The sequence below is a fragment of the Zhihengliuella sp. genome (assembly GCF_031178195.1).
GTDB lineage: Bacteria > Actinomycetota > Actinomycetes > Actinomycetales > Micrococcaceae > Zhihengliuella.
This window is the reverse complement of the sequence record NZ_JAPSJL010000006.1, coordinates 67,599-92,848: the sequence shown is the minus strand read 5'-3', so window position 1 is coordinate 92,848 and position 25,250 is coordinate 67,599. Positions and strand designations below refer to the sequence as shown.

At 71.1% G+C, this 25,250-nt stretch carries 26 protein-coding genes; 21 read left to right on the top strand and 5 right to left on the bottom strand.

Translation table 11 applies throughout. From position 1 onward, the window contains the following. Positions 1-44 precede the first annotated feature (44 nt). The 5 genes from RIN46_RS10065 (at position 45) to RIN46_RS10045 (ending at position 7,283) form a co-directional block, all read left to right on the top strand. Positions 45-1,730, top strand: coding sequence for a methyltransferase (locus RIN46_RS10065; protein ID WP_309081054.1), 1,686 nt, complete (start codon positions 45-47; stop codon positions 1,728-1,730). Between the two features lie 80 nt (positions 1,731-1,810). Beyond that, on the top strand, positions 1,811-2,455 hold the full coding sequence (locus tag RIN46_RS10060) for a winged helix-turn-helix domain-containing protein (RefSeq protein WP_309081002.1): 645 nt from the start codon (positions 1,811-1,813) through the stop codon (positions 2,453-2,455). An 83-nt stretch (positions 2,456-2,538) separates the two neighbouring features. Continuing rightward, positions 2,539-5,358 (top strand): type I DNA topoisomerase, encoded by a 2,820-nt coding sequence (gene topA, locus RIN46_RS10055; RefSeq protein WP_309081003.1) that lies wholly within the window; start codon positions 2,539-2,541, stop codon positions 5,356-5,358. A gap of 12 nt (positions 5,359-5,370) precedes the next feature. Further along, positions 5,371-6,441 (top strand): Ppx/GppA family phosphatase, encoded by a 1,071-nt coding sequence (locus RIN46_RS10050; RefSeq protein ID WP_309081004.1) that lies wholly within the window; start codon positions 5,371-5,373, stop codon positions 6,439-6,441. After that, complete coding sequence (locus tag RIN46_RS10045; RefSeq protein ID WP_309081005.1) at positions 6,438-7,283, top strand: sugar phosphate isomerase/epimerase; 846 nt, start codon at positions 6,438-6,440, stop codon at positions 7,281-7,283. Before RIN46_RS10050 ends, RIN46_RS10045 begins: the two co-directional genes overlap by 4 nt. Here the strand turns inward: RIN46_RS10045 and RIN46_RS10040 are convergent. Further along, a complete protein-coding gene (locus RIN46_RS10040; RefSeq protein WP_309109461.1) occupies positions 7,280-7,462 on the bottom strand; it encodes a hypothetical protein in 183 nt (60 codons plus the stop codon). The two genes, RIN46_RS10045 and RIN46_RS10040, sit on opposite strands and share 4 nt — an antisense overlap. 166 nt (positions 7,463-7,628) lie before the next feature. On the opposite strand from RIN46_RS10040, the gene proC reads away from it, so the two are divergent. Both proC and RIN46_RS10030 read left to right on the top strand, forming a co-directional pair. Beyond that, the gene (gene proC, locus RIN46_RS10035) at positions 7,629-8,492 is read left to right on the top strand and encodes a pyrroline-5-carboxylate reductase (protein WP_309081007.1); all 864 of its coding nucleotides are present in this window, start codon (positions 7,629-7,631) and stop codon (positions 8,490-8,492) included. A gap of 107 nt (positions 8,493-8,599) precedes the next feature. Further along, positions 8,600-9,172, top strand: a complete 573-nt coding sequence (locus RIN46_RS10030) for a GNAT family N-acetyltransferase (protein WP_309081008.1) — start codon at positions 8,600-8,602, stop codon at positions 9,170-9,172. Between the two features lie 66 nt (positions 9,173-9,238). Here the strand turns inward: RIN46_RS10030 and RIN46_RS10025 are convergent, their stop codons facing one another. Together RIN46_RS10025 and RIN46_RS10020 are read right to left on the bottom strand one after the other, a co-directional pair. After that, positions 9,239-9,895 carry a TrkA family potassium uptake protein gene (locus RIN46_RS10025; protein WP_309081055.1) on the bottom strand — a complete coding sequence of 219 codons (657 nt, stop codon included), beginning with the start codon at positions 9,893-9,895 and terminating at the stop codon, positions 9,239-9,241. 7 nt (positions 9,896-9,902) lie between these two features. Beyond that, complete coding sequence (locus tag RIN46_RS10020; RefSeq protein ID WP_309081009.1) at positions 9,903-11,309, bottom strand: potassium transporter TrkG; 1,407 nt, start codon at positions 11,307-11,309, stop codon at positions 9,903-9,905. 154 nt (positions 11,310-11,463) lie between these two features. Between RIN46_RS10020 and RIN46_RS10015 the strand changes: the two genes are divergently transcribed. From RIN46_RS10015 to RIN46_RS09985, 7 genes are all read left to right on the top strand, one after another. After that, entirely contained in the window at positions 11,464-12,663 is a 1,200-nt protein-coding gene (locus RIN46_RS10015) for an acetoin utilization protein AcuC (RefSeq protein WP_309081056.1), read from the top strand. Between the two features lie 62 nt (positions 12,664-12,725). After that, entirely contained in the window at positions 12,726-13,289 is a 564-nt protein-coding gene (locus tag RIN46_RS10010) for a metalloregulator ArsR/SmtB family transcription factor (protein ID WP_309081010.1), read from the top strand. 282 nt (positions 13,290-13,571) lie between these two features. After that, complete coding sequence (locus tag RIN46_RS10005) at positions 13,572-14,702, top strand: 3-deoxy-7-phosphoheptulonate synthase (protein WP_309081011.1); 1,131 nt, start codon at positions 13,572-13,574, stop codon at positions 14,700-14,702. 208 nt (positions 14,703-14,910) lie between these two features. Beyond that, positions 14,911-15,123 (top strand): helix-turn-helix domain-containing protein, encoded by a 213-nt coding sequence (locus RIN46_RS10000; RefSeq protein WP_309081012.1) that lies wholly within the window; start codon positions 14,911-14,913, stop codon positions 15,121-15,123. Between the two features lie 139 nt (positions 15,124-15,262). Continuing rightward, complete coding sequence (locus RIN46_RS09995; RefSeq protein ID WP_003792170.1) at positions 15,263-15,361, top strand: 30S ribosomal protein bS22; 99 nt, start codon at positions 15,263-15,265, stop codon at positions 15,359-15,361. Between the two features lie 174 nt (positions 15,362-15,535). Next, positions 15,536-15,790, top strand: coding sequence for a glutaredoxin family protein (locus RIN46_RS09990; protein WP_309081013.1), 255 nt, complete (start codon positions 15,536-15,538; stop codon positions 15,788-15,790). After that, the gene (locus RIN46_RS09985) at positions 15,787-16,479 is read left to right on the top strand and encodes a redox-sensing transcriptional repressor Rex (protein ID WP_309081014.1); all 693 of its coding nucleotides are present in this window, start codon (positions 15,787-15,789) and stop codon (positions 16,477-16,479) included. Before RIN46_RS09990 ends, RIN46_RS09985 begins: the two co-directional genes overlap by 4 nt. Positions 16,480-16,575: 96 nt before the next feature. On the opposite strand, the gene RIN46_RS09980 is transcribed toward RIN46_RS09985, so the two are convergent. Both RIN46_RS09980 and RIN46_RS09975 read right to left on the bottom strand, forming a co-directional pair. Further along, positions 16,576-17,418 (bottom strand): hypothetical protein, encoded by an 843-nt coding sequence (locus RIN46_RS09980; protein WP_309081015.1) that lies wholly within the window; start codon positions 17,416-17,418, stop codon positions 16,576-16,578. Between the two features lie 174 nt (positions 17,419-17,592). After that, complete coding sequence (locus tag RIN46_RS09975; protein WP_309081016.1) at positions 17,593-18,138, bottom strand: YceI family protein; 546 nt, start codon at positions 18,136-18,138, stop codon at positions 17,593-17,595. Positions 18,139-18,483: 345 nt separating this feature from the next. Here RIN46_RS09975 and RIN46_RS09970 point away from each other — a divergent pair, with 345 nt between their 5' ends. From RIN46_RS09970 to RIN46_RS09940, 7 genes are all read left to right on the top strand, one after another. Further along, positions 18,484-19,146 (top strand): histidine phosphatase family protein, encoded by a 663-nt coding sequence (locus RIN46_RS09970; protein WP_309081017.1) that lies wholly within the window; start codon positions 18,484-18,486, stop codon positions 19,144-19,146. A 68-nt stretch (positions 19,147-19,214) separates the two neighbouring features. After that, a complete protein-coding gene (locus RIN46_RS09965) occupies positions 19,215-19,865 on the top strand; it encodes a TlpA disulfide reductase family protein (protein ID WP_309081018.1) in 651 nt (216 codons plus the stop codon). Next, on the top strand, positions 19,862-20,611 hold the full coding sequence (locus RIN46_RS09960; protein ID WP_309081019.1) for a cytochrome c biogenesis protein CcdA: 750 nt from the start codon (positions 19,862-19,864) through the stop codon (positions 20,609-20,611). Before RIN46_RS09965 ends, RIN46_RS09960 begins: the two co-directional genes overlap by 4 nt. After that, positions 20,611-22,440, top strand: a complete 1,830-nt coding sequence (locus RIN46_RS09955; protein WP_309081020.1) for a cytochrome c biogenesis protein ResB — start codon at positions 20,611-20,613, stop codon at positions 22,438-22,440. The genes RIN46_RS09960 and RIN46_RS09955 overlap by 1 nt, the downstream gene beginning before the upstream one ends. 14 nt (positions 22,441-22,454) lie before the next feature. Further along, on the top strand, positions 22,455-23,468 hold the full coding sequence (gene ccsB / locus RIN46_RS09950; protein WP_309081057.1) for a c-type cytochrome biogenesis protein CcsB: 1,014 nt from the start codon (positions 22,455-22,457) through the stop codon (positions 23,466-23,468). A 56-nt stretch (positions 23,469-23,524) separates the two neighbouring features. Continuing rightward, a complete protein-coding gene (locus RIN46_RS09945; protein ID WP_309081021.1) occupies positions 23,525-24,691 on the top strand; it encodes an RtcB family protein in 1,167 nt (388 codons plus the stop codon). 128 nt (positions 24,692-24,819) lie between these two features. Further along, positions 24,820-25,242, top strand: a complete 423-nt coding sequence (locus tag RIN46_RS09940) for a hypothetical protein (protein ID WP_309081022.1) — start codon at positions 24,820-24,822, stop codon at positions 25,240-25,242. Positions 25,243-25,250: the final 8 nt, after the last annotated feature.

Genomic DNA, 25,250 nt, shown 5'->3' with positions numbered 1-25,250 from the left:
GCTGGGATGCACCGGAGGACGCGCCGTGCAGCGACGACCAGGGCCTGCTCGACGCCCTCGCGGCGGATCTGCGCGCCGCCCGGTACGACCACGACGGCGTCACCGAGCTGCTCGGGGAGGACGCTCACGCGGCGCTGCTGCGGGACCAGACCGTGCCGGCGCGACTCGTCCTGGACGGCGTCTACGCCGCCAGCCGACGGCGGGACGCTCCCGGGAGCGGCGCGGACGGCGCGGGGACGGACGCGCTGGCCCGGGCCGTCGTCGTCGACCTCTTCCTCCTCGGCGCCGAGGTCCCCGAGGACCTGCTCGACGCCGCGTTCCCGCGGCTCGGCCGCGACGGCCTGGCCGGGCTGCGCCTTGTGGAGCCCGGGGTCGAGGCCGCGCCGGAGCGGCCGGCGTCCGACGCGCAGGGGCCCGGGGATCCCGTACTCCGCCCGGCCGGGCGCCGCTGGCGGGCATCGGCCGACCTGCGCCCGCACGCCTCGGACACCGGGGCCGAGCTCTGGGTGGCCAGCGATCTCGGCTCGCACCAGCGCCCCGGCGTGCTGCGGACCGACCATGTCCTGGGCATCGGGCAGGCCTCGCTGACGCTGGCGCAGACCACGGTCCGCCGACCGGCTGCGCGTGCCCTCGACCTCGGGACCGGGTGCGGCATCCAGACGTTCCACCTCCTCGGGCACGTCGATCACGTCGTCGCCACGGATGTCTCCGCCCGGGCGCTCGCGTTCGCGCGCTTCAACCTCCTGCTCAACCATGCGGCCCTCGGCATCGACCCCGCCGACCTGGCGGCCCGCGTCGACCTGCGTCGCGGGAGCCTGCTGGAACCCGTCGCCGGGGAGAGCTTCGATCTGGCGGTCTCCAACCCGCCCTTCGTCATCACGCCGCGCCGTCCGGCCGAGCGCGAGCAGGACCGGTTCACCTATCGCGACGGCGGCCTGCCCGGCGACTCGCTCGTGGCGCGGCTCGTCAGCGAGCTGCCCGGGGTCCTGGCGCCTGGCGGCACCGCGCAGATGCTGCTCAACTGGGAGATCACCGCGGCCGACGGCACCGCGTTCGACCGCCCCCGCGCCTGGCTGGACAGCGGGCTCGCCGCAGGGCTCTCCGCCGAGGCTTGGCTGATCCAGCGGGATACCGAATCGCCGCTGGAGTACGCGGAGGTCTGGCTGCGCGACGCCGCCGAGGCGCGCGACCCGGAGCGGTACCGCGCGAACTACGCCGCCTACCTGGAGGACTTCGCGTCCCGCGACGTCGAGTCGATCGGTTTCGGCATGCTCTGGCTGCGGCGGCCCGCCGATCCGGCCCGGCGCGCCGTCGGCCGCAGGTTCGAGGAGATCGCCCATCCGATCGAGCAGCCGGTCGGTCCGCACCTGGCCCGTGCCGTCGCGGCCGCGGACGAGCTCGAGGCGGATCTGGCCGCGGCGCGCTTCGAGCAGCTGCACCTGGTGGTGGCCGACGACGTGACCGAGGAACGGCACCAGCGCCCCGGCGCGGAGCACCCCGGCGTCATACTGTTACGCCAGGGCGCGGGCCTGCGCCGGACCAGCCTGCTGAGCACGGCGGAGGCGGGATTCGTCTCGGCGTGCGACGGCGAACTGGCGGTCGGCCAGATCATCGGCGCCATCGGCGCACTCCTCGGCGACGAGGATCCGGAGCTGGCCGAGACGCTCGCGGCGGGCGTCCGCCGACTCATCCGTGACGGATTCCTGAACAAGTCGGACCACAACCGCTAGTCTTTTCGGATATGACCCAGAACACTCATGGGATACCGGCAGTCGCCCCGACTTCCGGTCCAACCGAAACGGGGGAGAAGTTGCCGAAAACGACGCCGGACAATCCGGTGGTCATCAAGGACCCGCAGGCCATCCGTGCACTGGCGCACGAGGCCCGTCTCGAGGCGCTCGAGGAGCTCATCTCCTCGCAGTCGAGCCGGACCGCCACCGAGCTGGCCTCCCGCTGCGGTCTGACCCCCAGCGCCATGAGCTACCATCTCCGCGCCCTGGAGAAGTACGGGTACGTGGAGCGCGCACCGAGCGAGGGCGACGCCCGCGAGCGCCGCTGGCGCGCCGCCGGCGACCGCATCGTCGTCGAGTCCTTCAACCAGAAGGCGCCGGCGAAGACCGCCTTCCTTAACGTGCAGCTCAACGCGTTCCGCGAGCGTCTGGCCGCCGAGATCGACCGGCGCGAGGCGGAGGCCTCGGCGGGGATCGAGCCGGCGCCGGACCGTGCCCCCGTGCTCACCACGGGCATGGTCTTCCTCAACGACGAGCAGCGCCAGGAGTTCGTGAAGCGCGTCTACGACATCGTGCGCGAGTACGAGTCCAAGGCCGGTCCGGAGGAGCGCGGAGTGGACGGCAAGCGTCTCTACTACATGCTCTCCTTCCTGCCCGAGATCGTGGAGTCCGAGCTGCCGAAGCCCAAGCCCGCCATCCAGCGCCCCGGCTTGCCGAAGAGGTAGAACAGGCTACCCTAGTGCGAGTATGAGCTGGCCCGCGCCGTGGAGATACCCGGCTGCGGGCCGCAGGTTGCTAGAGGAGTGTTGTGCCCGCCAAGGCGAAGGAAAAGTCCGGCAAGAAGCTCGTCATCGTCGAGTCGCCGGCCAAGAGCAAGTCGATCGCCAAGTACCTGGGCGAGGGGTTCGTCGTCGACGCCTCCGTGGGCCACATCCGTGATCTGCCGCAGCCGTCCGAGCTGCCAGCCGAGCTGAAGAAGACCTCGGTCGGCAAGTTCGCGATCGATCTGGACAACGACTTCGAGCCCTACTACGTGGTCAATCCGGACAAGAAGAAGAAGGTCGCCGAGCTCAAGGCTCAGCTCAAGGACGCCGACGAGCTCTATCTCGCCACCGATGCGGACCGCGAGGGCGAGGCCATCGCGTGGCACCTGCTCGAGGTGCTCAAGCCGAAGGTCCCCGTGCACCGCATGGCCTTCACGGAGATCACCAAGGAGGGCATCGCCCGCGCCCTGGACAACATCCGCGAACTCGACACCGACCTCGTCGACGCGCAGGAGACCCGGCGCGTCCTGGACCGGCTCTACGGCTACGAGATCTCCCCGGTGCTGTGGCGCAAGATCGCCCGCGGGCTCTCCGCCGGCCGCGTGCAGTCCGTCGCGACCCGCCTGGTGGTCGAGCGCGAGCGGGAGCGCATGGCGTTCCGCTCGGCCAGTTACTGGGACCTCTCCGGAGAGTTCGCGACGACGGGGGGCGAGTCCTTCAAGGCCAAGCTGACCGGCGTGAACGGCGCCCGGGTCGCCTCCGGCCGGGACTTCGACGACAAGGGGCGGCTCAAGGAGGCCAAGGGCGGCAAGGCCGCCGTCGTCGCACTGGACGAGCAGGCGGCCACGTCGCTGGCGGAGGGCCTCACCGGCGCCGAGTTCGCCGTCACCGGCGTCGAGACCAAGCCGTACACGCGCCGACCGGCGGCCCCGTTCACGACGTCGACGCTCCAGCAGGAGGCCAGCCGCAAGCTGCGCTGGTCCTCGCGGAACACCATGCAGATCGCACAGCGGCTGTACGAGAACGGCTACATCACCTATATGCGTACCGACTCGGTGGCGCTGTCCAACGAGGCCGTCACGGCGGCGCGCCGGCAGGCCTCCGAGCTCTACGGCGGCGAGTATGTCCCGGACAAGCCGCGCATCTACAAGTCCAAGAGCGGGAACGCGCAGGAGGCCCACGAGGCCATCCGCCCGGCCGGCGACTCCTTCCGCCGCCCGCGCGACGTGCGCAGCCAGCTCTCCGGCGACGAGTTCAAGCTCTACGAGCTGATCTGGAAGCGCACGGTCGCGTCGCAGATGGCCGACGCCAAGGGCTCGACGGCGTCCGTCCGGCTGACCGGGACGGCCTCCGACGGCCGCACCGCCGAGTTCGGCGCGTCTGGCACGGTCATCACCTTCCGCGGCTTCATGGCCGCCTACGAGGAGGGGCGCGACGTCCCCGAGGGGCAGGAGGAGAGCGGCTCCGAGGCCCGCCTGCCGCAGCTGGCCGAGGGCGATTCCCTGGTCGGCTCGGAGGTGCAGGCACTGGGCCACGAGACGTCGCCGCCGGCCCGCTACACGGAGGCGTCGATCGTCGCCGAGCTGGAGGCCCGCGAGATCGGCCGCCCGTCCACGTACGCGCCGACGATCTCCACGATCATGGACCGCGGGTACGTCACCAAGCGCGGCGGCGCCCTGGTGCCCAGCTGGATCGCGTTCTCCGTGGTGCGGCTGCTCGAGGAGCACTTCGGCCAGTACGTCGACTACGGGTTCACGGCCCGTCTCGAGGAGGACCTGGACGAGATCGCCCAGGGCCATCTGGGCCGCTCCGACTGGCTGCGGCACTTCTACTTCGGCGAGGACGCGCACCACGGGCTGCGCCACGTCGTCGAGAACCTCGGGGACATCGACGCGCGGGCGATCAACTCGATCGAGATCGCCGACGGGATTGTCCTGCGCGTGGGCAAGTTCGGCCCCTACCTGGAGAAGCCGGTCCCGGCGGATGCGCCGGAGGGCACCGAGCCGCAGCGCGTGAACGTGCCGGAGGACCTCGCGCCCGATGAGCTGACCGCCGAGAAGGCGATCGAGCTCATGGAGCAGCAGGGGCCGTCGGAGCGGGAGCTCGGCGTCGACCCGGAGACCGGGCGGACGATCGTGGCCAAGGACGGCCGCTACGGGCCGTACGTCACGGAGGTCATCCCCGAGATGACCGACGCGGAGCTCGAGGCCATGCCGACCGAGTACTACAAGAACGGCAAGCCGAAGCCGAAGAAGAAGCCGGCCAAGGTCAAGCCGCGCACCGGCTCGCTGTTCAAGTCCATGAGCATCGAGACGGTCACGCTCGAGGAGGCGCTGAAGCTCCTGTCCCTGCCGCGCGTTCTCGGCGAGGACGACGGGAAGGAGATCACGGTCCAGAACGGCCGTTTCGGCCCGTACCTCAAAAAGGGCTCGGACTCACGGTCGATCGAGTCCGAGGAGCAGATCTTCACGATCACCCTCGAGGAGGCCAGGAAGATCTACGAGCAGCCGAAGCAGCGCGGTGCCCGCTCGGCGACGGCCCCGCTGGCGGAGTTCGGCGACGATCCCACCACGGAGAAGCCGATCGTGGTCAAGGACGGCCGGTTCGGCCCGTACATCACGGACGGAGCCACCAACATCACCGTGCCGCGTGGGATGTCGATCGAGGAGCTCACCCGCGAGAAGGCGATCGAACTGCTCGCCGAGAAGCGGGCCAAGGCGCCGGCCAAGCGAGGGACCGGCTCGACGGCCGGGCGGTCGAAGTCGGGCACGGCGAAGGCCAGCGCCAAGACGGCGGCCAAGAAGCCGGCCGCCAAGAAGGCGACGGGCTCCAAGTCCGCCGCATCCGCCCGCACCGAGAAGTAACGGGGGTAGAGCGTGCGCCTGGGTGTTCTGGACATCGGATCCAACACCGTCCACCTGCTCCTGGTGGACGCCTACCCGGGCGCACGCCCCGTGGCGTTCGCGTCGCACAAGCGGCCGCTGTCGCTCGTCGCCTACCTCGACGCGTCGGGCGCCATCACCGAACGCGGTCAGCGCGAGCTCCTCGACTTCGTTGCCGAGGCACGCGATTTCGCGGCCCGGCACCGCGCCGAGGACCTGCTCGCGTTCTGCACGTCCGCGATCCGCGAGTCCGCCAACGGAGAGCTGGTGCTCGAGCGGGTCGTGACGGAGACCGGCGTGCATCTGATGGAGCTGACCGGTGAGCAGGAGGCCGGCATGACGTACAACGCCGTCCGGCGCTGGTACGGCTGGCAGGCCAACAGCATCCTCGATCTGGACATCGGCGGCGGATCCTTCGAGATGGCGCTGGGCACGGACGAGTTCCCGGCCATCGCCCGCTCCGTGCCGCTCGGCGCCGGCCGCCTGACCCGCGAATGGCTGCAGGGGAACCCGTCGGAGATCTCCCGCATCCGGGAGATGCGCGACCACGTCCGCGAGGTCATCGCGGGGCCGGCGGCAGAGCTGCGCGAGTACGGGCGGCCCGACCTGGTCGCCGGCACCTCGAAGACCTTCCGCTCGTTGGCCCGGATCGCCGGGGCCGCCCCCTCGGCCGAGGGCCCCTACGTCAAACGCGTGCTGCGCCGCGAGGACGTCAAGCTGTGGATGCATCGCCTCTCCGCCATGACGTGGGAGCAGCGGGGCGAGCTGCCCGGAGTCTCGCAGATCCGGGCACCCCAGGTCCTGGCCGGCGCCGTCGTCGCCTACGAGGCGATGTCCGCGCTGAAGGTGAAATCCCTCAGGATCTGCCCCTGGGCCCTGCGCGAGGGCCTCATCCTGCGGCGGTTCGACCATCTCCTGGTGGACAGCGGGGGACCGTCGGGGGATACCGTTGGAGTGGGACACGTGGAACTCTTGAAGCAGCAGCAACGCCACCCGGACGCCATGTCCGAAGCCGGACGGCCGGACCGGCCGGGCGTGTCGATACTGGACGGGAGTCAGCTATGACAACGAAGACCGATGTGATCCTCTCGAGTTCCTCGGTCTACCCGCTGACGGTGCTGGACGCGTTCAGCATGGCCCGCGATCTCGGGTACGACGGCGTGGAGGTCATGGTCACCGGCAACCAGATCTCCCAGAGTCCGGAGCGGCTCGTGACCCTGGCGGAGCGCTACGACCAGCCGATCCGCGCCATCCACGCGCCGACCCTGCTGCTCACGCAGCAGGTCTGGGGGTCGGCCTGGAACAAGATCGAGCGCAGCGCCGAGATGGCCCGCCACGTCGGTTGCGACGTCGTCGTCGCGCATCCCCCCTTCCGCTGGCAGGGCACCTATGCGACCGGGTTCGCCGATGGCGTGCGGCGGATCTACGAGGAGACCGGCGTGCGGATCGCCGTCGAGAACATGTACCCGTGGCGAGCGCGCGGCCGCGAGGCCAAGATGTACCTGCCGCACTGGAACCCCGTGCCCCAGCCGTACGACTACGTGACCTGGGACTTCTCGCATGCGGCGATCGCCAACGCCGACTCGCACGAGGCTTTCCGGGAGCTGGGCGAGCGGCTGACCCACGTGCACCTGTGCGACGGCACCGACAACGGCAAGGACGAGCACATGGTTCCCGGGCACGGCACCCAGCCGGTGCGCGAGTCCATCGAGTTCCTGCGCGACAGCGCGTGGGACGGCGTGGTGGCCGTGGAGGTCGCTACGCGCCGGGCCAAGGGCCCCGGTGCGCGGGAGGAATGGCTGGCCGAGACGCTCGAGTTCGCGCGGCGGCACCTGGCCCGCCCGGAGCCCGCCGCGGACTCCGCCGGCGGCGGGGACGACGGCGCCCGCGCCGAGGTCTCCGACTAGCGTCTCGCCTCGTACCGGGTCAGCACCGCCCCGCCGGGAAGCGTCCGCGTCTCCAGCGTCGAGGAGAACACCACCGTCGGCGTGTCCCGCCAGTTCCGGGCGAACTGGGCCCGCGCCGCGGTGGCGTCCGGGTGCTGGTCGCCGGCGGCGGCGACGTAGCCGTCCAGGGTGAGGTTCATGCCGTAGACCAGTCTCCGCATCGCGCCTGCCCTCCGTCCGCCGGTAGGGGCAGTCTAGGCCCGTCCGGGTCGCTCGGGCAGCCCGGAGCGAGCCCCGTCGTCGACCCCGTTGCCCGATCGCGACACCGAGTAGGGGCGCTCACGGCGTGCGTGCCACAATGGCCGGATGGAACAGAGCGCGAACCAGACCCAGTCCACCTCTGACCTCAAGCTGGCCTTCCTCGGCACCGGCTCGATGAACGGCGCGATCATGCGCGGCATCATCAGCGCCGGCCACCGCCCGGAGCTCATCACCGCCACCGTCCGCACCCCCGCCAAGGCGGAGGCGCTGGCGGAGGAGACCGGCGTCAACGCCGTGGCCACCGAGAACGACGCCGAGGCGAACCTGACCGCCGTGGCCGACGCCGACGTCGTCTTCCTCGGCGTGAAGCCCGTCGGCATCGAGGCCCTCGCCCGCGAGATCGCCGATTCCCTGAAGCCGGACGCCGCCGTCGTCTCGGTCGCCGCGGCCATCACCATCGAGATGCTCGAGCGCGCCCTGAAGCCCGGCCAGCCGGTGGTGCGCAGCATGCCGAACACGCCCCTGACCGTGGGCCTCGGCGCCGTCGGCGTCGCCGCCGGCAGCAGCGTCTCCGACGACCAGCTGGCCCGGGTCGTGGATCTCTACGCGGGGGCCGGGATCGTCAAGGTCGTCCCCGAGCACCTCATCGAGGCCGTCACTGGCGTCTCCGGCTCCGGTCCCGCCTACGTCTTCTACCTGGCCGAGGCCATGGCGAAGGCGGGCGAGGAGCTGGGCCTCGACGCCGACACCGCCCGTGACCTGGCCCGCGCCACCGTCGCCGGCGCCGGCCGGATGCTGGACGCCGACGTCGATCCCGGGGAGCTCCGCCGCAACGTCACCAGCCCCAACGGGACCACGGAGCGGGCGATCATGAGCTTCGACGAGTCCGGGCTGCCGGCGATCATCGCCCGAGGCGCGAAGGCGTCCGCCGACCGCTCGCTCGAGATCAGTCGCGAGCTCCAGGGTTGAGCCGGATCTCGCGGGGAGGCGGCCCTCGTCTTCTCGGCAGAACGTCTGATTCCGACCGAATCGATGGTCGGATTGGCGACTCCGGGAGAGCTGCGTAGGCTTCGGGCATGAGTCTGCCCACGCTCCGCGTCCCCGCGGTTTCCGGTCGCCCCGAGGTCCTGCTGCGTCCCTTCGCCGTCGAGGAGGAGGCGGAGGCTCGCGCCGCCCACGCCGAGCTCGCCGCCGAGAACTTCGATTTCCTGCTGGATCCCTACGTGCCGGGGCGTCGGAGCGAGGAACTGAGCTGGGCCGAGTGGCTGCACGGCCACGAGCGCCACGCGGAGGGGCTGGACCTCCCGCGAGGACACGTCCCCGCGCTCTTCCTCGCCGCCGAGGCGCACGGCCAGCTCGCCGGACGCGTCAGTGTCCGGCTCGACCTCAACGCCTGGCTGGAGACCTTCGGCGGGAACATCGGCTACGGGGTGCGCCCGGCCTTCCGCCGTCGCGGCGTGGCCTCTCAGATCCTGGCCGGAGCCCTCCAGCTCCTGGGTGAGGCGCGGGACGTGACGAGTGCCGTCGTCACCTGCGATCCCGAGAACCGTGGCTCCGAGGCGGTCATCCGCGGGGCCGGGGGCGCCCCGGCCCCCGTGCCCGACGGGGAGGGCCGGTCCCGCTTCCTGGTGCCCGTCCCGGCACGCTAGCGACGTCCGCGCGGTCCGCGGGTCCCCGAGGCGCCCGCGCTTTCCGCGCCCTTCGGCCGCGCTGCTCTACGGTCGGGCCGCGAAACGCTCCAGGAGATCCACGTGGCCGGAGACGATCAGCATGTCCCGGTGCGTCACCTTGGTGTCCGGTTGGGCGTAGGTGAAGTCCTCGCCCGGGCTCTTCACGCCCACCACGGTCACGCCGTACTTGGAGCGCACCTGCGACTCGCCCAGCGTGAAGCCCTGGGTCTCCTTCGGCGGGTACATCTTCACGATCGCGAAGCCGTCGTCGAACTCGATGAAGTCCAGCATGCGCCCGCCGACCAGGTGGGCGGCGCGGACGCCCGCGTCCGCCTCCGGGTACACCACGTGGTTGACGCCGATCCGGTTGAGGATCTTGCCGTGGGCGGGCGTGATCGCCTTCGCCCACAGGTGCTCGATGCCCAGATCGACCAGATTCACTGCGATGAGCACCGAGGACTCGATCGACGTGCCCACGCCGACGACGGCGGCACTGAACTCCTGGGCGCCGAGCTGGCGCAGGGCGTCGATGTCGGTGGCGTCGGCCTCGACGATGTGCGTGAGCGTGCCGGCGTACTTCTGGACCAGGGCGGTGTTGCGCTCGATGGCCAGGACCTCGCGGCCCTGGTGGATGAGCTGTTCCGCCACGGCCGAGCCGAAGCGACCCAGGCCGATGACCATGACCGGTGCGTTGTGGTCCATCCGATTGTCAGCCAATGATCGGCCTCTCCTCTGGGTAGTGGAAGCGCTGGTCGCGCTGGCGCGCCGCCAGGCTCGCGGCGAGCGTGATGGTGCCGAGTCGGCCCGCGTACATCAGGGCGGCCAGGATGTACTTGCCGGACGGCGGCAGCTCCGCGCTCAATCCTACGGACAGTCCGCAGGTCGCGAACGCGGAGATCGTCTCGAACAGGACCCGGTCCAGCGGCTCCTTGGTGATCCACAGGAGCAGGGCGCAGCCGATGGTGACCAGGGTCGCGGCCAGCACGACGACGGACAGGGCCACGCGCATCGCGCCCTCGGGGATCCGGCGGCCGAACGCCCGCACGTCCGAGTGGCCCCGGGCCTCGGCGGCGATCGCCAGGAAGAGGACCGCGATCGTGGTCACCTTGATGCCGCCCGCGGTGGACACGGAGCCGCCGCCGGCGAACATCAGGGCGTCGGTGATGAGCATGCTCGTCGGGTTGAGCTCGTTCTGGTCCACCACGGAGAAGCCGCCCGAGCGGGTCATGACCGAGCCGAACAGCGAGTAGAGGATCTTGTCGCCGAGGCTGAAGCCGCCGATGGTCCTGGGGTTCTCCCACTCGAGCGCCCCGAGGACCACGGCACCGGCGAGGCAGAGGATCGTGCTGACGACGACGGTGAGCTTGGCGTGCAGCGACCAGCGGTGGAAGTGGTGCCGACAGGTGAGCAGGACCATGAGCACGGGGAAGCCGAGGCTGCCGATGAAGACCCCGATCATCACGGTCATCGTGATGAGGAGGTTGTGCTCGTAGCCGACCAGCCCGTTGGCGTGGGAGACGAAGCCGCCGTTGTTGAACGAGGAGACCGCGTAGAAGAGGCCGTGGAAGACGGCGTCGCCGACATCGCGGTCCTCGTACCAGTAGGCGGGGATCAGGATCGCCGCCAGCGCGAGCTGGATGAGCGTCGTCGTGGTGATGATGATGCGCAGCAGCGTGCCGACCTCGCCGAGACGGCCGGCCTCGTTGGCGTTCATCGACTGCTGCGCCAGCAGCTTGCCGCGGACCCCGAGGCGGCGCGAGACGGCCATGGCCAGGATCGAGGCCAGGGTGATGACGCCGAGGCCGCCGATGAACATCGCGACCATGATCACGACCAGCCCGAAGAGCGACCAGTGCTCGCCGGAGTTGACGGTCGTCAGACCCGTGACGGTCACCGCGGAGGTCGCCGTGAACAAGGCGTCGTGCAGCGGTGTGACGGTGTGCTTCACCGAGGCGGCCGGCAGCGAGAGCAACCCGGTGAACACGGAGATCACCAGGAAGAGGACCACCAGGAAGAGGCGGGACGGAGAGGTGGCCGCGATCTCGTCCACCGCGTCGCGGAGCTGCTGCAGGGTGCGCACGATCCACGGGGTGTGCTCGACGGGCGGCGCGGACATGGGACCACCATAGTCCACGGCCCGGGCGGGAGCCGGCGACTGGTCGCGGAGCGCCGCACGGACCGGACGCGGCCCCGGGGGCCGGGTCCGCGACCGGCGGCGGCCCCGGTCCTGACCCCGGCCGCCATCCCCGTTCGGTAGGCTGGCGGCCGTGATGATCCTCAAGCGGGAAGCGCCGCCCACCACGGTGATCTGGAGCGATGCGCTCCTGGAGTACCGCTTCAGCGAGACGCATCCCATGGACCCGGTCCGGCTCGACCTCACGGTCCGGCTGGCCCGTGGCCTCGGGATCTGGGAGCGCGAGTCGCTCACCGTCGTCGAACCCCGGCTCGCGACCGTCGACGAGCTCGCGACCGTGCACGACCGGGACTACATCGACGCCGTCCGGCGCGTGAGCGCGGATCCGTCCGCGCCGGAGCCGCTGCTCGGCCTCGGCACCGAGGACAACCCCGCGTTCGGCGGGATGCACGAGGCCGCGGCCCGGCTCGCAGGGGCCTCGATCCTGGCCGCGGACGCCGTGCTCGAGGGGCGCTCGCTGCACGCCGTGAACTTCGCCGGCGGGATGCACCACGCCGGCCGGGCCGCCGCCGCCGGGTTCTCCATCTACAACGACGCCGCGCTGGCGATCCGCCGCCTCCTCGACGGCGGCCTGGAGCGCGTGCTCTACATCGACGTCGACGCCCACCACGGGGACGGGGTGGAGCGGATCTTCTGGGACGATCCGCGGGTGCTGACCATCTCCCTGCACGAGTCCGGGATCTCGCTCTTCCCCGGCACCGGCTTCGCCAACGAGGTCGGCGCCCAACCGGCGGCGGGCCAAGCCGTCAACGTGGCGCTGCCTCTGGGCACGGACGATGCCGGCTGGCTGCGGGCCTTCCATGCCGTCGTCCCGCAGCTCGCGGAGACCTTCTCCCCGGAGGCGATCGTCAGCCAGCACGGGTGCGACGGCCACGTGCGGGACGAGCTGACCAACCTGCGGCTCAGCGTGGACGGGCAGCGCCAGAACATGCTGGACGTGCGGGACCTCGCGGAGCGGCTCTGCGGCGGCCGCTGGGTGGCGCTCGGGGGAGGCGGGTACGACGCCGTCGGGGTCGTCCCGCGCGCATGGGCGCACCTGCTGGCCATCGCCTCGGGGGCCCCGGTCCCGCTGCGCACCCCGGTCCCGCAGGAGTGGCTGGACTACGTCCGCGAGCGGTACGGTCTGGAGGCGCCGGTCGGGATGAGCGACGGCGTCGAGCTGTGGTGGCGATCGTGGGAGGTCGGCTACGACCCGGGCGACGCGGTGGACCGCGCGGTCCTCGCCACGCGCAAGGAGGTCTTCCCGCTGTACGGACTCGACCCCTACTTCGATTGACCGCCCGTCACGAATCGCCTCGAAGAATGCCTCACGGCGTATATGCGATTAGGGTGATGGCCATGGTGTTCGACTCTGTGTTCCCGGTGATCTCCGACGCGACGCGTCGTCGCATCCTCGAGGAGCTCCTCGACGGCGACCTGGCCGTGGGCGAGCTCGTCGAGCGCCTGGGCGTCAGCCAGCCCACCGTGTCCAAGCACTTGAAGGTCCTCCGCGAGGCGCAGCTGGTGAGCACCCGGGCCGAGGGACAGCGCCGGTACTACGGGGTGGAGGTCGCCGGCCTGGTGGCCGCTGCCGAATGGTTCACGCCGTTCGCCGAGCTGGCCGCCACGGCCGGCCGCACGCCCTCCGTCCTCCGGCCGACGGTCCATCCGGCGGGTGCCTCCGGGGAATCCGCCCGCGCCGCTCGGATCGCGGAGACGGTCGGTGCCCCGCCCGCGTCCGGCGAGACGGCGCCGGCCGGCCAGCCCGCCCGGGACGGGCAGGTCGTGCGGGAGGGGCAGCCCAAGGAGTTCGGGCGGGCCGTCGGCGCGACCGTCGAGCAGGTCGCGGACCGGGCCCAGCACCTGCTCAACCGTCTGCCGAAGCCCAGGTTCCCGCAGGGACGGATCGGCCGCCGCCGCTGAGCGGGTCGCGCCCCGGAGGGCCTGTGCTCCGCGCGACCCATCCCGTCGAGGGGTGCCGCGGCGTCATACGTGGCCGGGGACTGCCGTTCCGGTGTACGCTTCTGGGCATGATCAAGCGTTGGTATGCGTATTTTGCGTCGGCTCTGGAGGGGCCCTCGCGCTTCTAGCGCATCCAACGACCTTCAGAGCCGACAGGACCCGGGCACCCGCCCGAGGTCCTTTTTCTATACCCGGCTCTGCAGGTGAGAACCATGCGGAGCCGCCATCCCGGAAGGCCCCCGCATGAGCATCACCACCGAGACCACCGCACCCGCCGACCGTTCCCGCCCGGAGGACCGGGGCACGAACAATGTCCGCGTCAAGGACTTCTCCCCGTTGCCGAGCCCGTCCGAGCTCCGCTCCGAGCTGCCCGCCGGGCCGGGGCTCCAGGCGCAGATCGAGCGCCACCGCGACGAGGTCCGCGCGGTGCTGGACGGCGTCGACCCTCGCCTCCTCGTGATCGTCGGCCCGTGCTCCATCCACGACGTCGACGCAGGTCTCGAATACGCCGCCCGCCTCGCCCGGATCGCCGAGCAGCACCGCGGAGAGCTCCTGATCGTGATGCGGACCTACTTCGAGAAGCCGCGCACCACGGTGGGCTGGAAGGGCCTCATCAACGACCCGGGCCTCGACGGCTCGCACCGGATCGCCGAGGGCCTGCGCGCCGCCCGCGGCTTCCTCCTGCGGGTCGCCGGGCTGGGCCTGCCGACCGCCACCGAGTTCCTCGAGCCGATCACGCCGCAGTACGTCGCCGACCTGGTCTCCTGGGGCGCCATCGGGGCCCGCACCACCGAGAGCCAGATCCACCGCCAGCTCGTCTCCGGGCTGTCCATGCCGGTCGGATTCAAGAACGGCACGGCCGGCGATCTCCAGATCGCCCTCGACGCGTGCGGTGCCGCAGCGGCCGAGCAGTCCTTCGTCGGCATCGACGACGACGGCCGGGCGTCCCTGGTCTCCACCCGGGGCAACCGGGACGTGCACCTGATCCTCCGCGGCGGCTCGGACGGACCCAACTACTCCGCAGGCCACGTCGCCGACGCTTCGGCGACGCTGGCCGCGGCCGGCCTGAACCCCCGCCTGATCGTGGACGCCTCCCACGCGAACTCGGGGAAGTCCCACACGCGGCAGGCCGCCGTCCTCGACGATCTGGCGGAGCGCATCGCCGCCGGCGAGGACGGCATCGCCGGGATCATGTCGGAGAGCTTCCTGGTCCCCGGGGCTCAGAAGTTCACGCCGGGTGCCCACGATCCGGCGGCGTTGGTCACCGGGCAGTCGATCACCGACGCGTGCATGGGATGGGAGGCCACGGAGGCCGGCCTCGGCCGGCTCGCCGACGCCGTCGCGCACCGCTCCCGGGCCGCACTGGCGGACTGAGCCGTCCTGCCCGTGGCGGGCGTCACGGTGGGGTGCGGAAGGGGAGGTGGTTTCGCTTAACCCCGACCGGCCACTATTGTTGCTTCTCGAGATGACACGGCTCCGAGCCGATCACGCGTGCGCCGCGAATCACCGTCCCCGATGGCGGGGCGGGTGCCGTGGCGCGGGACTCGGTGGAGTCCGTCGGCTAAGGCAGGAGAGTGTGAGTATGGCGGATGGTCAGAATTTCGCGGACGCCCGCTTCATGACCGTGGCGGAGGTCGCGGAGGTCATGCGGGTCTCGAAGATGACTGTCTACCGCCTGATCCACTCCGCGGAGCTGCCCGCCGTTCGGTTCGGACGGTCCTACCGCGTGCCGGAGAACGCCGTCGCCGAGTATCTGCGCGGCGCGCAGATCGACGGGAATTCGGCCACCGGCTGAGTGCAGCCGTCGGCCCCGGACCCACGCGTGGTCCGGGGGCCGCTCTGGAGCGGGTAATCTGTTAGAGAACGTTTAACGTCCGTTGGTTGCGCTCGTGTGCCTTCGGGTGAGACGCAACTACGTATTGAGTGAGGTATTCATGGGCTCTGTTATCAAGAAGCGCCGCAAGCGTATGGCGAAGAAGAAGCACCGCAAGCTGCTTCGCAAGACCCGCCACCAGCGCCGCAACAAGAAGTAGCACCGCGCGGTCCAGCCGCGGGTGCGAGCGAAGCGGGGCGTCCCTCCTGACCGGAGGGGCGCCCCGCTTCGCGTGCATCGACACCGTGAAACGAGTCACCCCGGGTGGCGTCACGGCCCGTCGCAGGGCCCGTGCGAGCACGGCGCAGCGGGGCGCTGGCGCTACATTGGAAACATGACAACGGACGTTCCCGCACCCGAGGTCGTGCTCCTGACCCGGTCCGGATGCCACCTCTGCGCCGAAGCGCGGAGCACCGTGGACTCCGTCACCGCCCGGCTGGGCCTCACGTGGGCGGAGCGCAGCATCGACGACGACGCCGAACTCGCCGCCCGCTTCTCCGAGGAGGTCCCCGTGCTCATGATCGACGGGGTACAACGCGACTTCTGGGTCATCGACCCGGCGCGACTGGAGAGGCTCCTCACCCGGTGACCGACCGCGATACGCAGCAGCACGGCGGGAGAGCCCTCCCCGAAGCGACCCTGGAGCGGCTCACGGTCTACCTGCGCGCGCTCGAGGCCGCGCAGCTCGCCGGGCAGCGGACGGTCTCCTCGGAGACGCTGGCGAGCGCTGCGGGGGCGAACCCGGCGATCCTGCGCAAGGACCTCTCACTGTTGGGCGGCTCGTTCGGGCGCCGCGGCGTCGGCTACGACGTCCCCGGGCTGGCCGACCACATCGGCGCCACGCTCGGTCTGAAGCGGCAGTGGCGCATGGCGATCATCGGCGCCGGAAACCTCGGGCGGGCGCTGGCGGGCTTCTCCGGCTTCCGTGGCCACGGATTCGAGCTCAAGGCCATTCTGGACCAGTCGCCGACCGAGGTCGGCCGCTCCGTGGCCGGGCTGCGGGTCAGCCCGGCCTCGGAGCTGGAGTCCATCGTCGCGGCGGAGTCGGTGAACATGGCCGTCATCGCCGTCCCGGGCGCCGTGGCGCAGGGCGTGTGCGACCAGCTCGTCGCCGCGGGGATCCGCAGCATCCTGAACTTCGCACCCGTGGTGCTGCAGGCACCCGCCGAGGTCAACATCCGCCAGGTGGACATGTCCCGCGAGCTGCAGATCCTGGCCTACTACGCGCACCAGGGGGTCGGGCATCAGGATGCCGTGCCCCCGTTGCAGTCCGAGTAGGCGCTCGGCCGCGAGGGGGCCGGGCCGTCTCGACGGAGCCGGCCGGCTCGCTCCACGGCGGAACGGGCCGGCCGGGTCGGCGGGGTCAGCGGCGGCTCAGCGGCGCCAGCGCTTGGCGTCGCGGGTGGCGCGGATGTAGTCCGACGCCGGGCGCAGCCAGGCGAAGACGATGCCGGCGACGCCCAGCAGCGTGGTCGCGATCGAGAGCAGGTCGGCGCTGAAGAGGTTGAGCAGGGAGATCGCCGCGAGCACCGTGCCCGTGATCCGGGCGCCGTTGCTTCCCTTGCGGATGAAGAACGCGATCAGCGCGTAGATGCCCACACCGATGAGGATGAAGACGAAACCGGTGGTCTTGACCATGGTGAGCAGCGCGTCCATGTCCAGTCCGGCCAGCTCCATCTGCTCGGCGAGCATCGGATCCTGGGCGATCACGTCGTCCATCTGGCTCGCGAGGACGCGGTTGGGCAGGATCAGCAGCATGATGCCGCTGATCAGGGAGAGGACGCCGGCGGCGATGATGAGGCCGAACGAGGTCTTGATCTCCTTCGGTGGCTCGGCCGGCGCCTGCGGCGGCTGCAGGCCGTAGCCCGGCTGCGGGTAGTTGTACGGCTGCCCCGGTCCCTGCTGTCCATAACCGTGCTGGCCGTAGGGTGCCTGCCCCGGGGCGGGCTGGCCGTAGCCACCCGGCTGCCCCTGGCCGTAGCCGCCCTGCTGGCCCGGCTGGCCGTAGGCCGCAGGGGGCGGCGGCGGGTACTGGCCCGGGCTCTGCTGGCCGCTCTGCGGGTCGTTCTGATCGCGGTGGCCCCGCGGCTCCTGCGAGCCCTGGTCGCCGTCGTTCCGGCCGGAGGAGTCGCCGCCGTTGCCGTCCCGGGGGACGCGGATGCCGTAGCGCGGCGGTTCGTCCGGCGAGTTGAATCCGCCGCTTCCGGTGGTGCTCATGGTTCCTCCATATGCGTGGGTTCGGGTCTGCCTCCAGACTAGTGCTCGCGCGGCGCTTCCGGGCCCCCGCAGCACGACGGCGCCCGGTGCCTCCCGCAGGAGAGGCATCGGGCGCCGTCGTCATGGGTGGGCCGTGTCGTCAGGACTGGCGCGGCCCCGTGGGAGGCGACTGGATCAGTCGGCCTTCACGAAGGAGAGGTCCAGGACGATGGTGACCTTGTCGCCGACCAGGACGCCGCCGGCCTCGAGGGCCGCGTTCCAGGTCAGGCCGAACTCCTTGCGGCTGATGACCGCGGTGGCCTCGAACCCGGCGCGGGTCGTGCCGAACGGGTCGACGGCCGTGCCGTGGAACTCCACGTCCAGCTCGATCGGCTGGGTGTTGCCGCGGATGGTCAGGTCGCCGACGAGCGTGAACTCGCTGCCTGAGCCCTTCAGGTCCCTGCCGGCGAAGGTCATGGTGGGGAACTTCTCCGCGTCGAAGAAGTCCTCGCCCTTCAGGTGGCCGTCACGGTTGGCGTCGCCGGTGTCGACGGAGTCGATCTGGACGACGGCCTCCAGGGTGGAGTCGGCGACGTCCTCGCCGACCACGAGGGTGCCCTCCACGTCGCTGAAGCGGCCGCGGACCTTGCTGATGCCGGCGTGCCGGACCGAGAACCCGACCTCCGAGTGCGAGTTGTCGATGGTCCAGGTGCCTGCCGTGATGTCTGCTGCGATTGCCATGCGTCTCTCTCCTTGCTCCGGGTGCGGGCCCCGCCGTGTGGCCGACGCCCTGGGTGTTCGGCGGAGGCCTCGTGGCCGCCGTTGCCCCCACTGTATTACATGCATTTGCATATAACCAGCCGGCGGGAGGATTTCTTGAGGGGCGCCCGCCTGCGCGGCCGGCGTGCCCCGCCCGGCCGGGGTGGGCGTTCCCATCTCGCGCCAAGGGTTTGCCGGTATGATTTCTACGAATTGTCGAAGTCCTGCGGATCCGCTGCGCGGGCGGCGGGAGAGGCGCTGCTGCAACCCTGTGGCGGTGCCCGCCCTGTTACGCGGACCGCGTCCGCGAATGAGAGAATGAGGCCCATGGCCCAAGCAACCGTCCACCTCCTGCGCCATGGAGAGGTGCACAATCCCGATCGCGTGCTCTACGGCCGCCTGCCGGGCTACCACCTCTCCGAGCTCGGCCACCGGATGGCAGAGCGCGTGGCCGAGCACTTCGTCGCCCAGCGCGATGCCGGTGCGAAGATCGTCGGCATCGCCGCCTCGCCGCTGCTGCGCGCGCAGGAGACGGCCCGTCCGACGGCCCAGGCCCTCGGCCTCGAGCTGGGGGAGGAGCCCCGGATCATCGAGGCCGAGAACCGGTTCGAGGGCATGTCGCGGATCAAGGAGCAGCTCCGGAACCCGCGGATCTGGCCGCTGCTGGCCAATCCCTGCCGGCCCTCGTGGGGCGAGCCCTACCGGGACCAGGTGGCCCGCGTCATGGAAGCCGTGCAGGATCACCGCGGCCGCGCCGTCGAGCTCGGCGGCGAGGGTGCGGAGACCATTCTGGTGGCGCACCAGCTCCCCATTTGGGTGACGCGCCTGGCCGCCGAGAACCGCCGCCTCTGGCACGACCCGCGCCGCCGCGAGTGCTCGCTCGCCTCGATCACGAGCCTGGACTTCGAGGGCGACCGGCTGGTCGGCGTCCGGTACGCGGAGCCGTGCGCCGACCTGCTGGCGGACGCCGCCAACCTGCCCGGCGCCTGATCCGTGCCGCAGCGGGCTCAGGCCCAGCCCCGCTCCCGACCCCCAGCACCGCCATGGAAAGCCCACTGATGAACCACATCGTCCCGACCGCACCGCAGTCCGGCCCGACGTCGCCCGGTCGGCCGAGCCGCCGTGCCCTCCTGCGCACGGCCGTCGCCCTGGCCGCAGTCGTCCCGCTGGCGGCCTGCGGCCCCGCCGAGGATCCGCTGGCCCAGCAGGCGGGCTCCGGCAGCGGCAAGAACTTCATTGCCGGCGACGGCTCGGTGCAGGTCTACGACCCGGCCGACCGCGGCGAGCCGGTCCGGGTGACCGGGACGTTCTACGACGGCTCGGCCCTGGACTCCTCCGACTGGACCGGCCAGGTGACAATCCTCAACTTCTGGTACGCCGCCTGCGCCCCCTGCCGCGTCGAGGCCCCGCACCTGGTCGAACTCGCCCACGGCTACGCGGACCAGGGCGTCGAGTTCGTCGGCATCAACGTCCGGGACCAGGAGGCCACCGCGGCGGCCTTCGAGCGGACCTTCGAGATCCCCTACCCCTCCGCCCCGGATCCGCAGGGCGAGATCCTGCTCTCCCTGAGCCAGTACGTGAATCCGCAGGCCGTCCCCACCACCCTCGTGCTGGACAAGCAGGGCCGGGTCGCCGCCCGCATCCTCGGCGTCGCGGAGAAGTCGACGCTCGAGGCGCTCATCGAAGACCGGCTCGGCGAGACGGCGTGAACCCCTTCGCCGAGATCGTCCAGGACGGCTCGCTCCTGCTCGCCGTGCCCGTCGCGGTGCTGGCCGGGCTCGTCTCCTTCCTCTCCCCGTGCGTGCTCCCGCTCGTGCCGGGGTACCTGGGCTACGTGACCGGGCTGACCGGGGCCGACCTGGCCGAGCAGCGCCGCGGCCGCGTGGTCACGGGCATCGCCCTGTTCGTCCTGGGGTTCACGGTCGTCTTCATGCTGGCCGGCGTGCTCTTCGCCCAGGTCTCCATCTGGCTGCGGTTCCAGGGAGCCTGGGTCACCCAGGCGCTGGGCGTCGTCGTGATCCTCATGGGCGTCGTCTTCATGGGCGGGCTGGGCTGGTTCCAGCGGGAGCGGAAGGTGCACTACCGGCCGCCGGCGGGCCTGTGGGGCGCGCCGGTGCTCGGATTCGTGTTCGGGCTCGGCTGGGCGCCCTGCATCGGCCCCACCCTGGCCGCCGTCCTGGCGATGAGCTCCGGCCCGGATCCCGACGTCGGGAAGGGTGCGCTCCTGACCTTCGCCTACTGCGTCGGCCTCGGACTGCCGTTCCTCCTGATCGCGCTCGGCCTGCGCCGCGGCATGGGGGCGCTCGCGTTCTTCCGCCAGCGCCAGCGCGCCATCATGTTCCTCGGCGGCGGCCTCCTGGTGCTGCTCGGCCTCCTGATGGCCAGCGGCGTCTGGGGGCTGTGGGTCGCGGAACTGCAGAACTGGTTCGCTAACGAAGTGAGGCTGCCCGTCTGATGACTGAGGACAACGAACGCAACGGCACCGCCCCGGACCGGGCGACCCCGGACGGTGGAGCCCGGGACGACGGCGGCCGACCCGGCGAGGGCACCGGCGCGTATGACGCCGCGGCCGAGCGCGAGGGCGACGCCGGAACCGGCGACCGCGGCGTGAAGGCCGAGGCGCCGGCCGCGGGACCGGTCGGTGCCCGCCAGGCCGGGCGCGGCGATGCCGCCCTGCCGGCGCTGGGCTTCAAGGGCACGGTCCGCTGGGTCTGGACCCAGTTGACCTCGATGCGCACGGCGCTGTTCCTCCTCATGCTCCTGGCCGTGGCCGCCGTCCCGGGATCCCTGTTCCCGCAGCGCGACTCCAACCCGGAGGCCGTCGCCACCTACATCGAGAACGACCCGGCCGCCGGCGAGTGGCTGGACCGCTTCCAGCTCTTCGACGTCTACTCGTCCGTCTGGTTCTCCGCGATCTACCTGCTGCTGTTCATCTCGCTGATCGGCTGCATCCTCCCGCGCACCAAGAAGCACTGGCAGGCCATGCGCACGCCCCCGCCCCGCACCCCGGCCCGGCTGAGCCGGCTCCCGGAGCACGGGACGCTCGAGCTCGACGCCGTCGACGTCGCGGACGACGGCGGCAGGAGCGACGCCGTCATGCGGGACGCCGCCGCCCTGCTGAGGAAGCGCGGCTACCGCGTCCAGGAGCGTCCCGCCGGCGAGCACGACGGCGTGGCCTCCGTGGGCGCCGAGCGCGGCTATGTGCGCGAGGTGGGCAACCTCGTCTTCCACATCTCGCTGGTGGGCATCCTCGCGTCGGTGGCGATCGGCGGCGCCTACGGGTACAGCGGCCAGCGGATCCTCGTAGAGGGGGAGTCGTTCGTCAACACGCTCGTCTCCTACGACTCCTTCAGCCCCGGCACGGCCTTCGACGAGACCGATCTGGAGCCGTTCTCCGTCACCCTGGACGACTTCGACGTGACCTACGACCGGGAGACCACCAGCTCCTTCGGCCAGCAGATCGGGTTCGACGCGAGCGTCACCACGCAGCAGCCCAGCGGGGAGCGGGAGCAGCAGGAGCTCAGGGTCAACCACCCCCTGCGGATCGGCGGGGCCTCCGTCTACCTGGTCGGCAACGGCTACGCGCCCGAGGTGACCGTTCGCGACGGCCAGGGGAACATCGCCTTCCAGGGGCCCGTGCCGTCGGTGCCGCAGGACTCGGTGTTCACCTCGCTCATGGTCCTCAAGGTCCCCGACGCGCAGCCGGACCAGCTCGGGTTCGTGGGCCTGTTCCTGCCGACCGCTGGCGAGGTCAACGGCGTCGGCGTCTCGCTCGACCCGTCGCCGGCCCTGCCGCAGCTCCAGCTGAACTCCTACTACGGGGACCTCGGCCTGGACGAGGGCACGCCGCAGAACGTCTACGTCCTGGACACCGACACACTGACCGAGCTGAACAGCCGCACCCTGGACGCCGGCGGCCTGGTCATCAACCCGGGTGAGACGGTCCAGCTGCCGGAGGGCAAGGGCAGCATCAGCTTCACGGGCCTGAAGCGCTACGTCGGCCTGGACGTCCACCACGATCCGGGCAAGACGCCCGTGCTGATCTTCTCCGTGCTCGCCCTGACCGGTCTGGCGGTCTCGCTGTTCACGCCGCGCCGGCGCGTCTGGGTCAAGGTCCGCGAGGACGCCGAAACGGGTGCCGCGTCCCCGCTTACCATGGAATACGGCCTCCTGGCCCGCGGCGAGGACCCGCGGCTGGAGCACGAGGCCACCGAGCTGCGCGCGCTGTTCCAGCAGCAGTGGAGCACGCCGCACGAGTCCGGCAGCAGCCGGGCGGACGACTAGGGAGTACACGCATGTTGCCGGTCATCAACGAGCAATTGGGCGCCTACAGCGACCTGTTCATGCTTCTGGCCGCGTTCGCCTACGCGGCGGCGCTGGTGGTCTTCGCCTGGGATCTGGCGAAGTCCAACGCGACGATCCGCACCATCGAGCAGGAGGTCCTGCGCGAGGAGGCCGAGCAGCTCGCCACCGTCGGCGGCCCCGCGCCGTCGCGGCCCGCAGGCCGTCCGGTCCTGGTGGACGAGTCGATGGCCTACACGGCGGCCTCCGGCCAGCGGAACCTGGCGCGCATCGCCGTCGTCCTGACGTGGCTCGCCGCTGTCATCCACACAGTCGCCGTGGTGACCCGGGCGATCGCCGCCGCCCGCGTGCCGTGGGGCAACATGTACGAGTTCCTCAGCACCGGGGCCCTGCTGGTGGCGCTGGTCTACCTGATCGCGCTGCTGAGGAAGGACCTGCGGTTCATGGGCGTCTTCGTGACGCTGCTCGTCACGGTCATGCTGTGCGCCGCGACGATGGGCTTCCCGACGCCGGTGGGCCACCTGGTGCCCGCGCTGCAGAGCCCGTGGATCATCATCCACGTCTCGATCGCGGTGCTCGCCTCGTCGCTGTTCACCATTTCCTTCGTCGCCAGCGTGGTCCAGCTGCTCCAGCACCGCCGCCAGGCACGCCTCGCCGCCGGCGGGGAGGACAGGCTCCCGTTCTTGCGCCTGGTGCCCAGCGCCGGGGCCCTGGAGAACTTCGCCTACCGGATCAACGCGGTGTCCTTCGTCCTCTGGACGTTCACTGTCATGGCCGGCGCCATCTGGGCCGAGGCCGCCTGGGGCCGCTACTGGGGATGGGACCCCAAGGAGGTCTGGAGCTTCGTGATCTGGGTGGTCTACGCCGGCTACCTGCACGCCCGCGCGACCCGGGGCTGGACGGGCGTGCGCTCGGCGTGGCTGAGCATCGTCGGGTACGCGTGCATCATCTTCAACTTCACCGTCGTCAACATCCACTTCAGCGGCCTGCACTCCTACGCCGGCGTCTGAGCAGCACTGAGGTTCCGCTCTGGGCGCGTACGCCGGAGAGGCGTATAGGTAGATCCATGGAGAGAATCAACGGCCGACTCGTCAACTGGGCGTCCATTCTGGACGCCAAGACTCGCGAGCAGGCCGAGACCACATCACGTCTGCCCTTCGTCTTCCCGCACCTGGCCCTCATGCCGGACGCCCACCTGGGCAAGGGGGCGACCGTCGGGTCGGTCATCCCGACGCTGGGTGCCATCATCCCCGCAGCCGTGGGAGTGGACATCGGCTGCGGCATGATCGCCGTCAAGACCGGTTACCGGGCTGACCAGCTCCCGCCGGAGCGCCGCCCGCTCCGCGAGGCGATCGAGCGGGCCATCCCGCTCTCGGCGGGGCACTACAACCGCAGGGTGGTCGACACGGCTCGCCCGCGGATCGACGAGCTCACGCGGCTCGCCGCAGAGGCGGGCTTCGACCCTGCGGGATACGCGGGGAACTGGGAGCTGCAGCTCGGGTCGCTGGGCTCGGGCAACCACTTCATCGAGGTCTGCCTCGACGAGGAAGACGCGGTCTGGCTCTTCCTGCACTCGGGCTCGCGCGGGGTCGGGAACAAGATCGCCCAGCGGCACATCAAGGTCGCCCAGCAGATCGCGACGAAGTACTGGATCCGGCTCGAGGATCCGGATCTGGCCTACCTCGCGGAGGGCACCGACGAGTTCGACACGTACATCCGCGAGCTGCGGTGGGCGCAGCGGTTCGCCCTCCTCAACCGCGAGGAGATGATGGACCGGGTCATCCGCCAGTTCGGCGAGTGGGTCGGCGGCGAGGTGGACGAGGTGGAGCGGATCAACTGTCACCACAACTTCACCGAGCGCGAGAACCACTTCGGCAAGTCGGTGTGGGTCTCCCGCAAGGGGGCCATCCGCGCCCGGGAGGGTGACCTCGGCCTGATCCCGGGCTCGATGGGCACGGCGTCCTACGTCGTCGAGGGCCGCGGCAATGCCGTGGCCCTGGACTCGTCACCGCACGGCGCCGGTCGCGAGTACTCGCGGACGGCGGCACGCAAGGCGTTCACCCTCGAGCAGCTTCGCGCGGCCATGCAGGGGATCGAGTTCCGGGACACCGACGCGTTCATCGACGAGATCCCCGCGGCGTACAAGCCGATCGATCAGGTGATGGCCGACGCCGAGTCGCTCGTGAGGGTGCGGCACCGCCTGCAGCAGATCATCAACGTCAAGGGCGACTGACGCCCGACCCTCCGACGGCGGGTCGCGGACTGCGGTGCACGGCCCCGCCGTCCGTGTGCCGGCTCCCGGCCTTGAAACTCCATCGGCCGGGTGCGATTCTGAAGGCTGCACCGGACACGGGAGGGACCATGCGTACCAGCAGGTCATGGACAGCGCCGCAGGCCCTCGCCGCAGCAGCGGCGGCCCTGCTCCTCGCCGGCTGCGCGGGGCCGGGCGTCGCGGAGAGCAGGGCCGGGGGCACACCGGACGGTGTGGAGCTGCCGGTCGGGGACGAGGCGCTGCCGGTGGTCGTCGACGTCGGAGACGGCACCGTGCAGGTGGTCACGTGGGGCAGCTCCAGCTGCCTGCCCGTGGCCACGTCCTTCGAGAACGACGGCGACCGTCTGACGGTCGTCTTCGAGGAGGAATCGGACGGGCCCTGCACCGCGGACTTCACCGGGACGACACACACGTTCTCCGCGGACACCGTGGGAGGGCCGGTCCCGGACGAGGCGCGGATCGTGTTCGCCCCGGAGGGCGGCGAGGAGACGGTGGACGTCGTCCACCGGTGAGGCTCAGC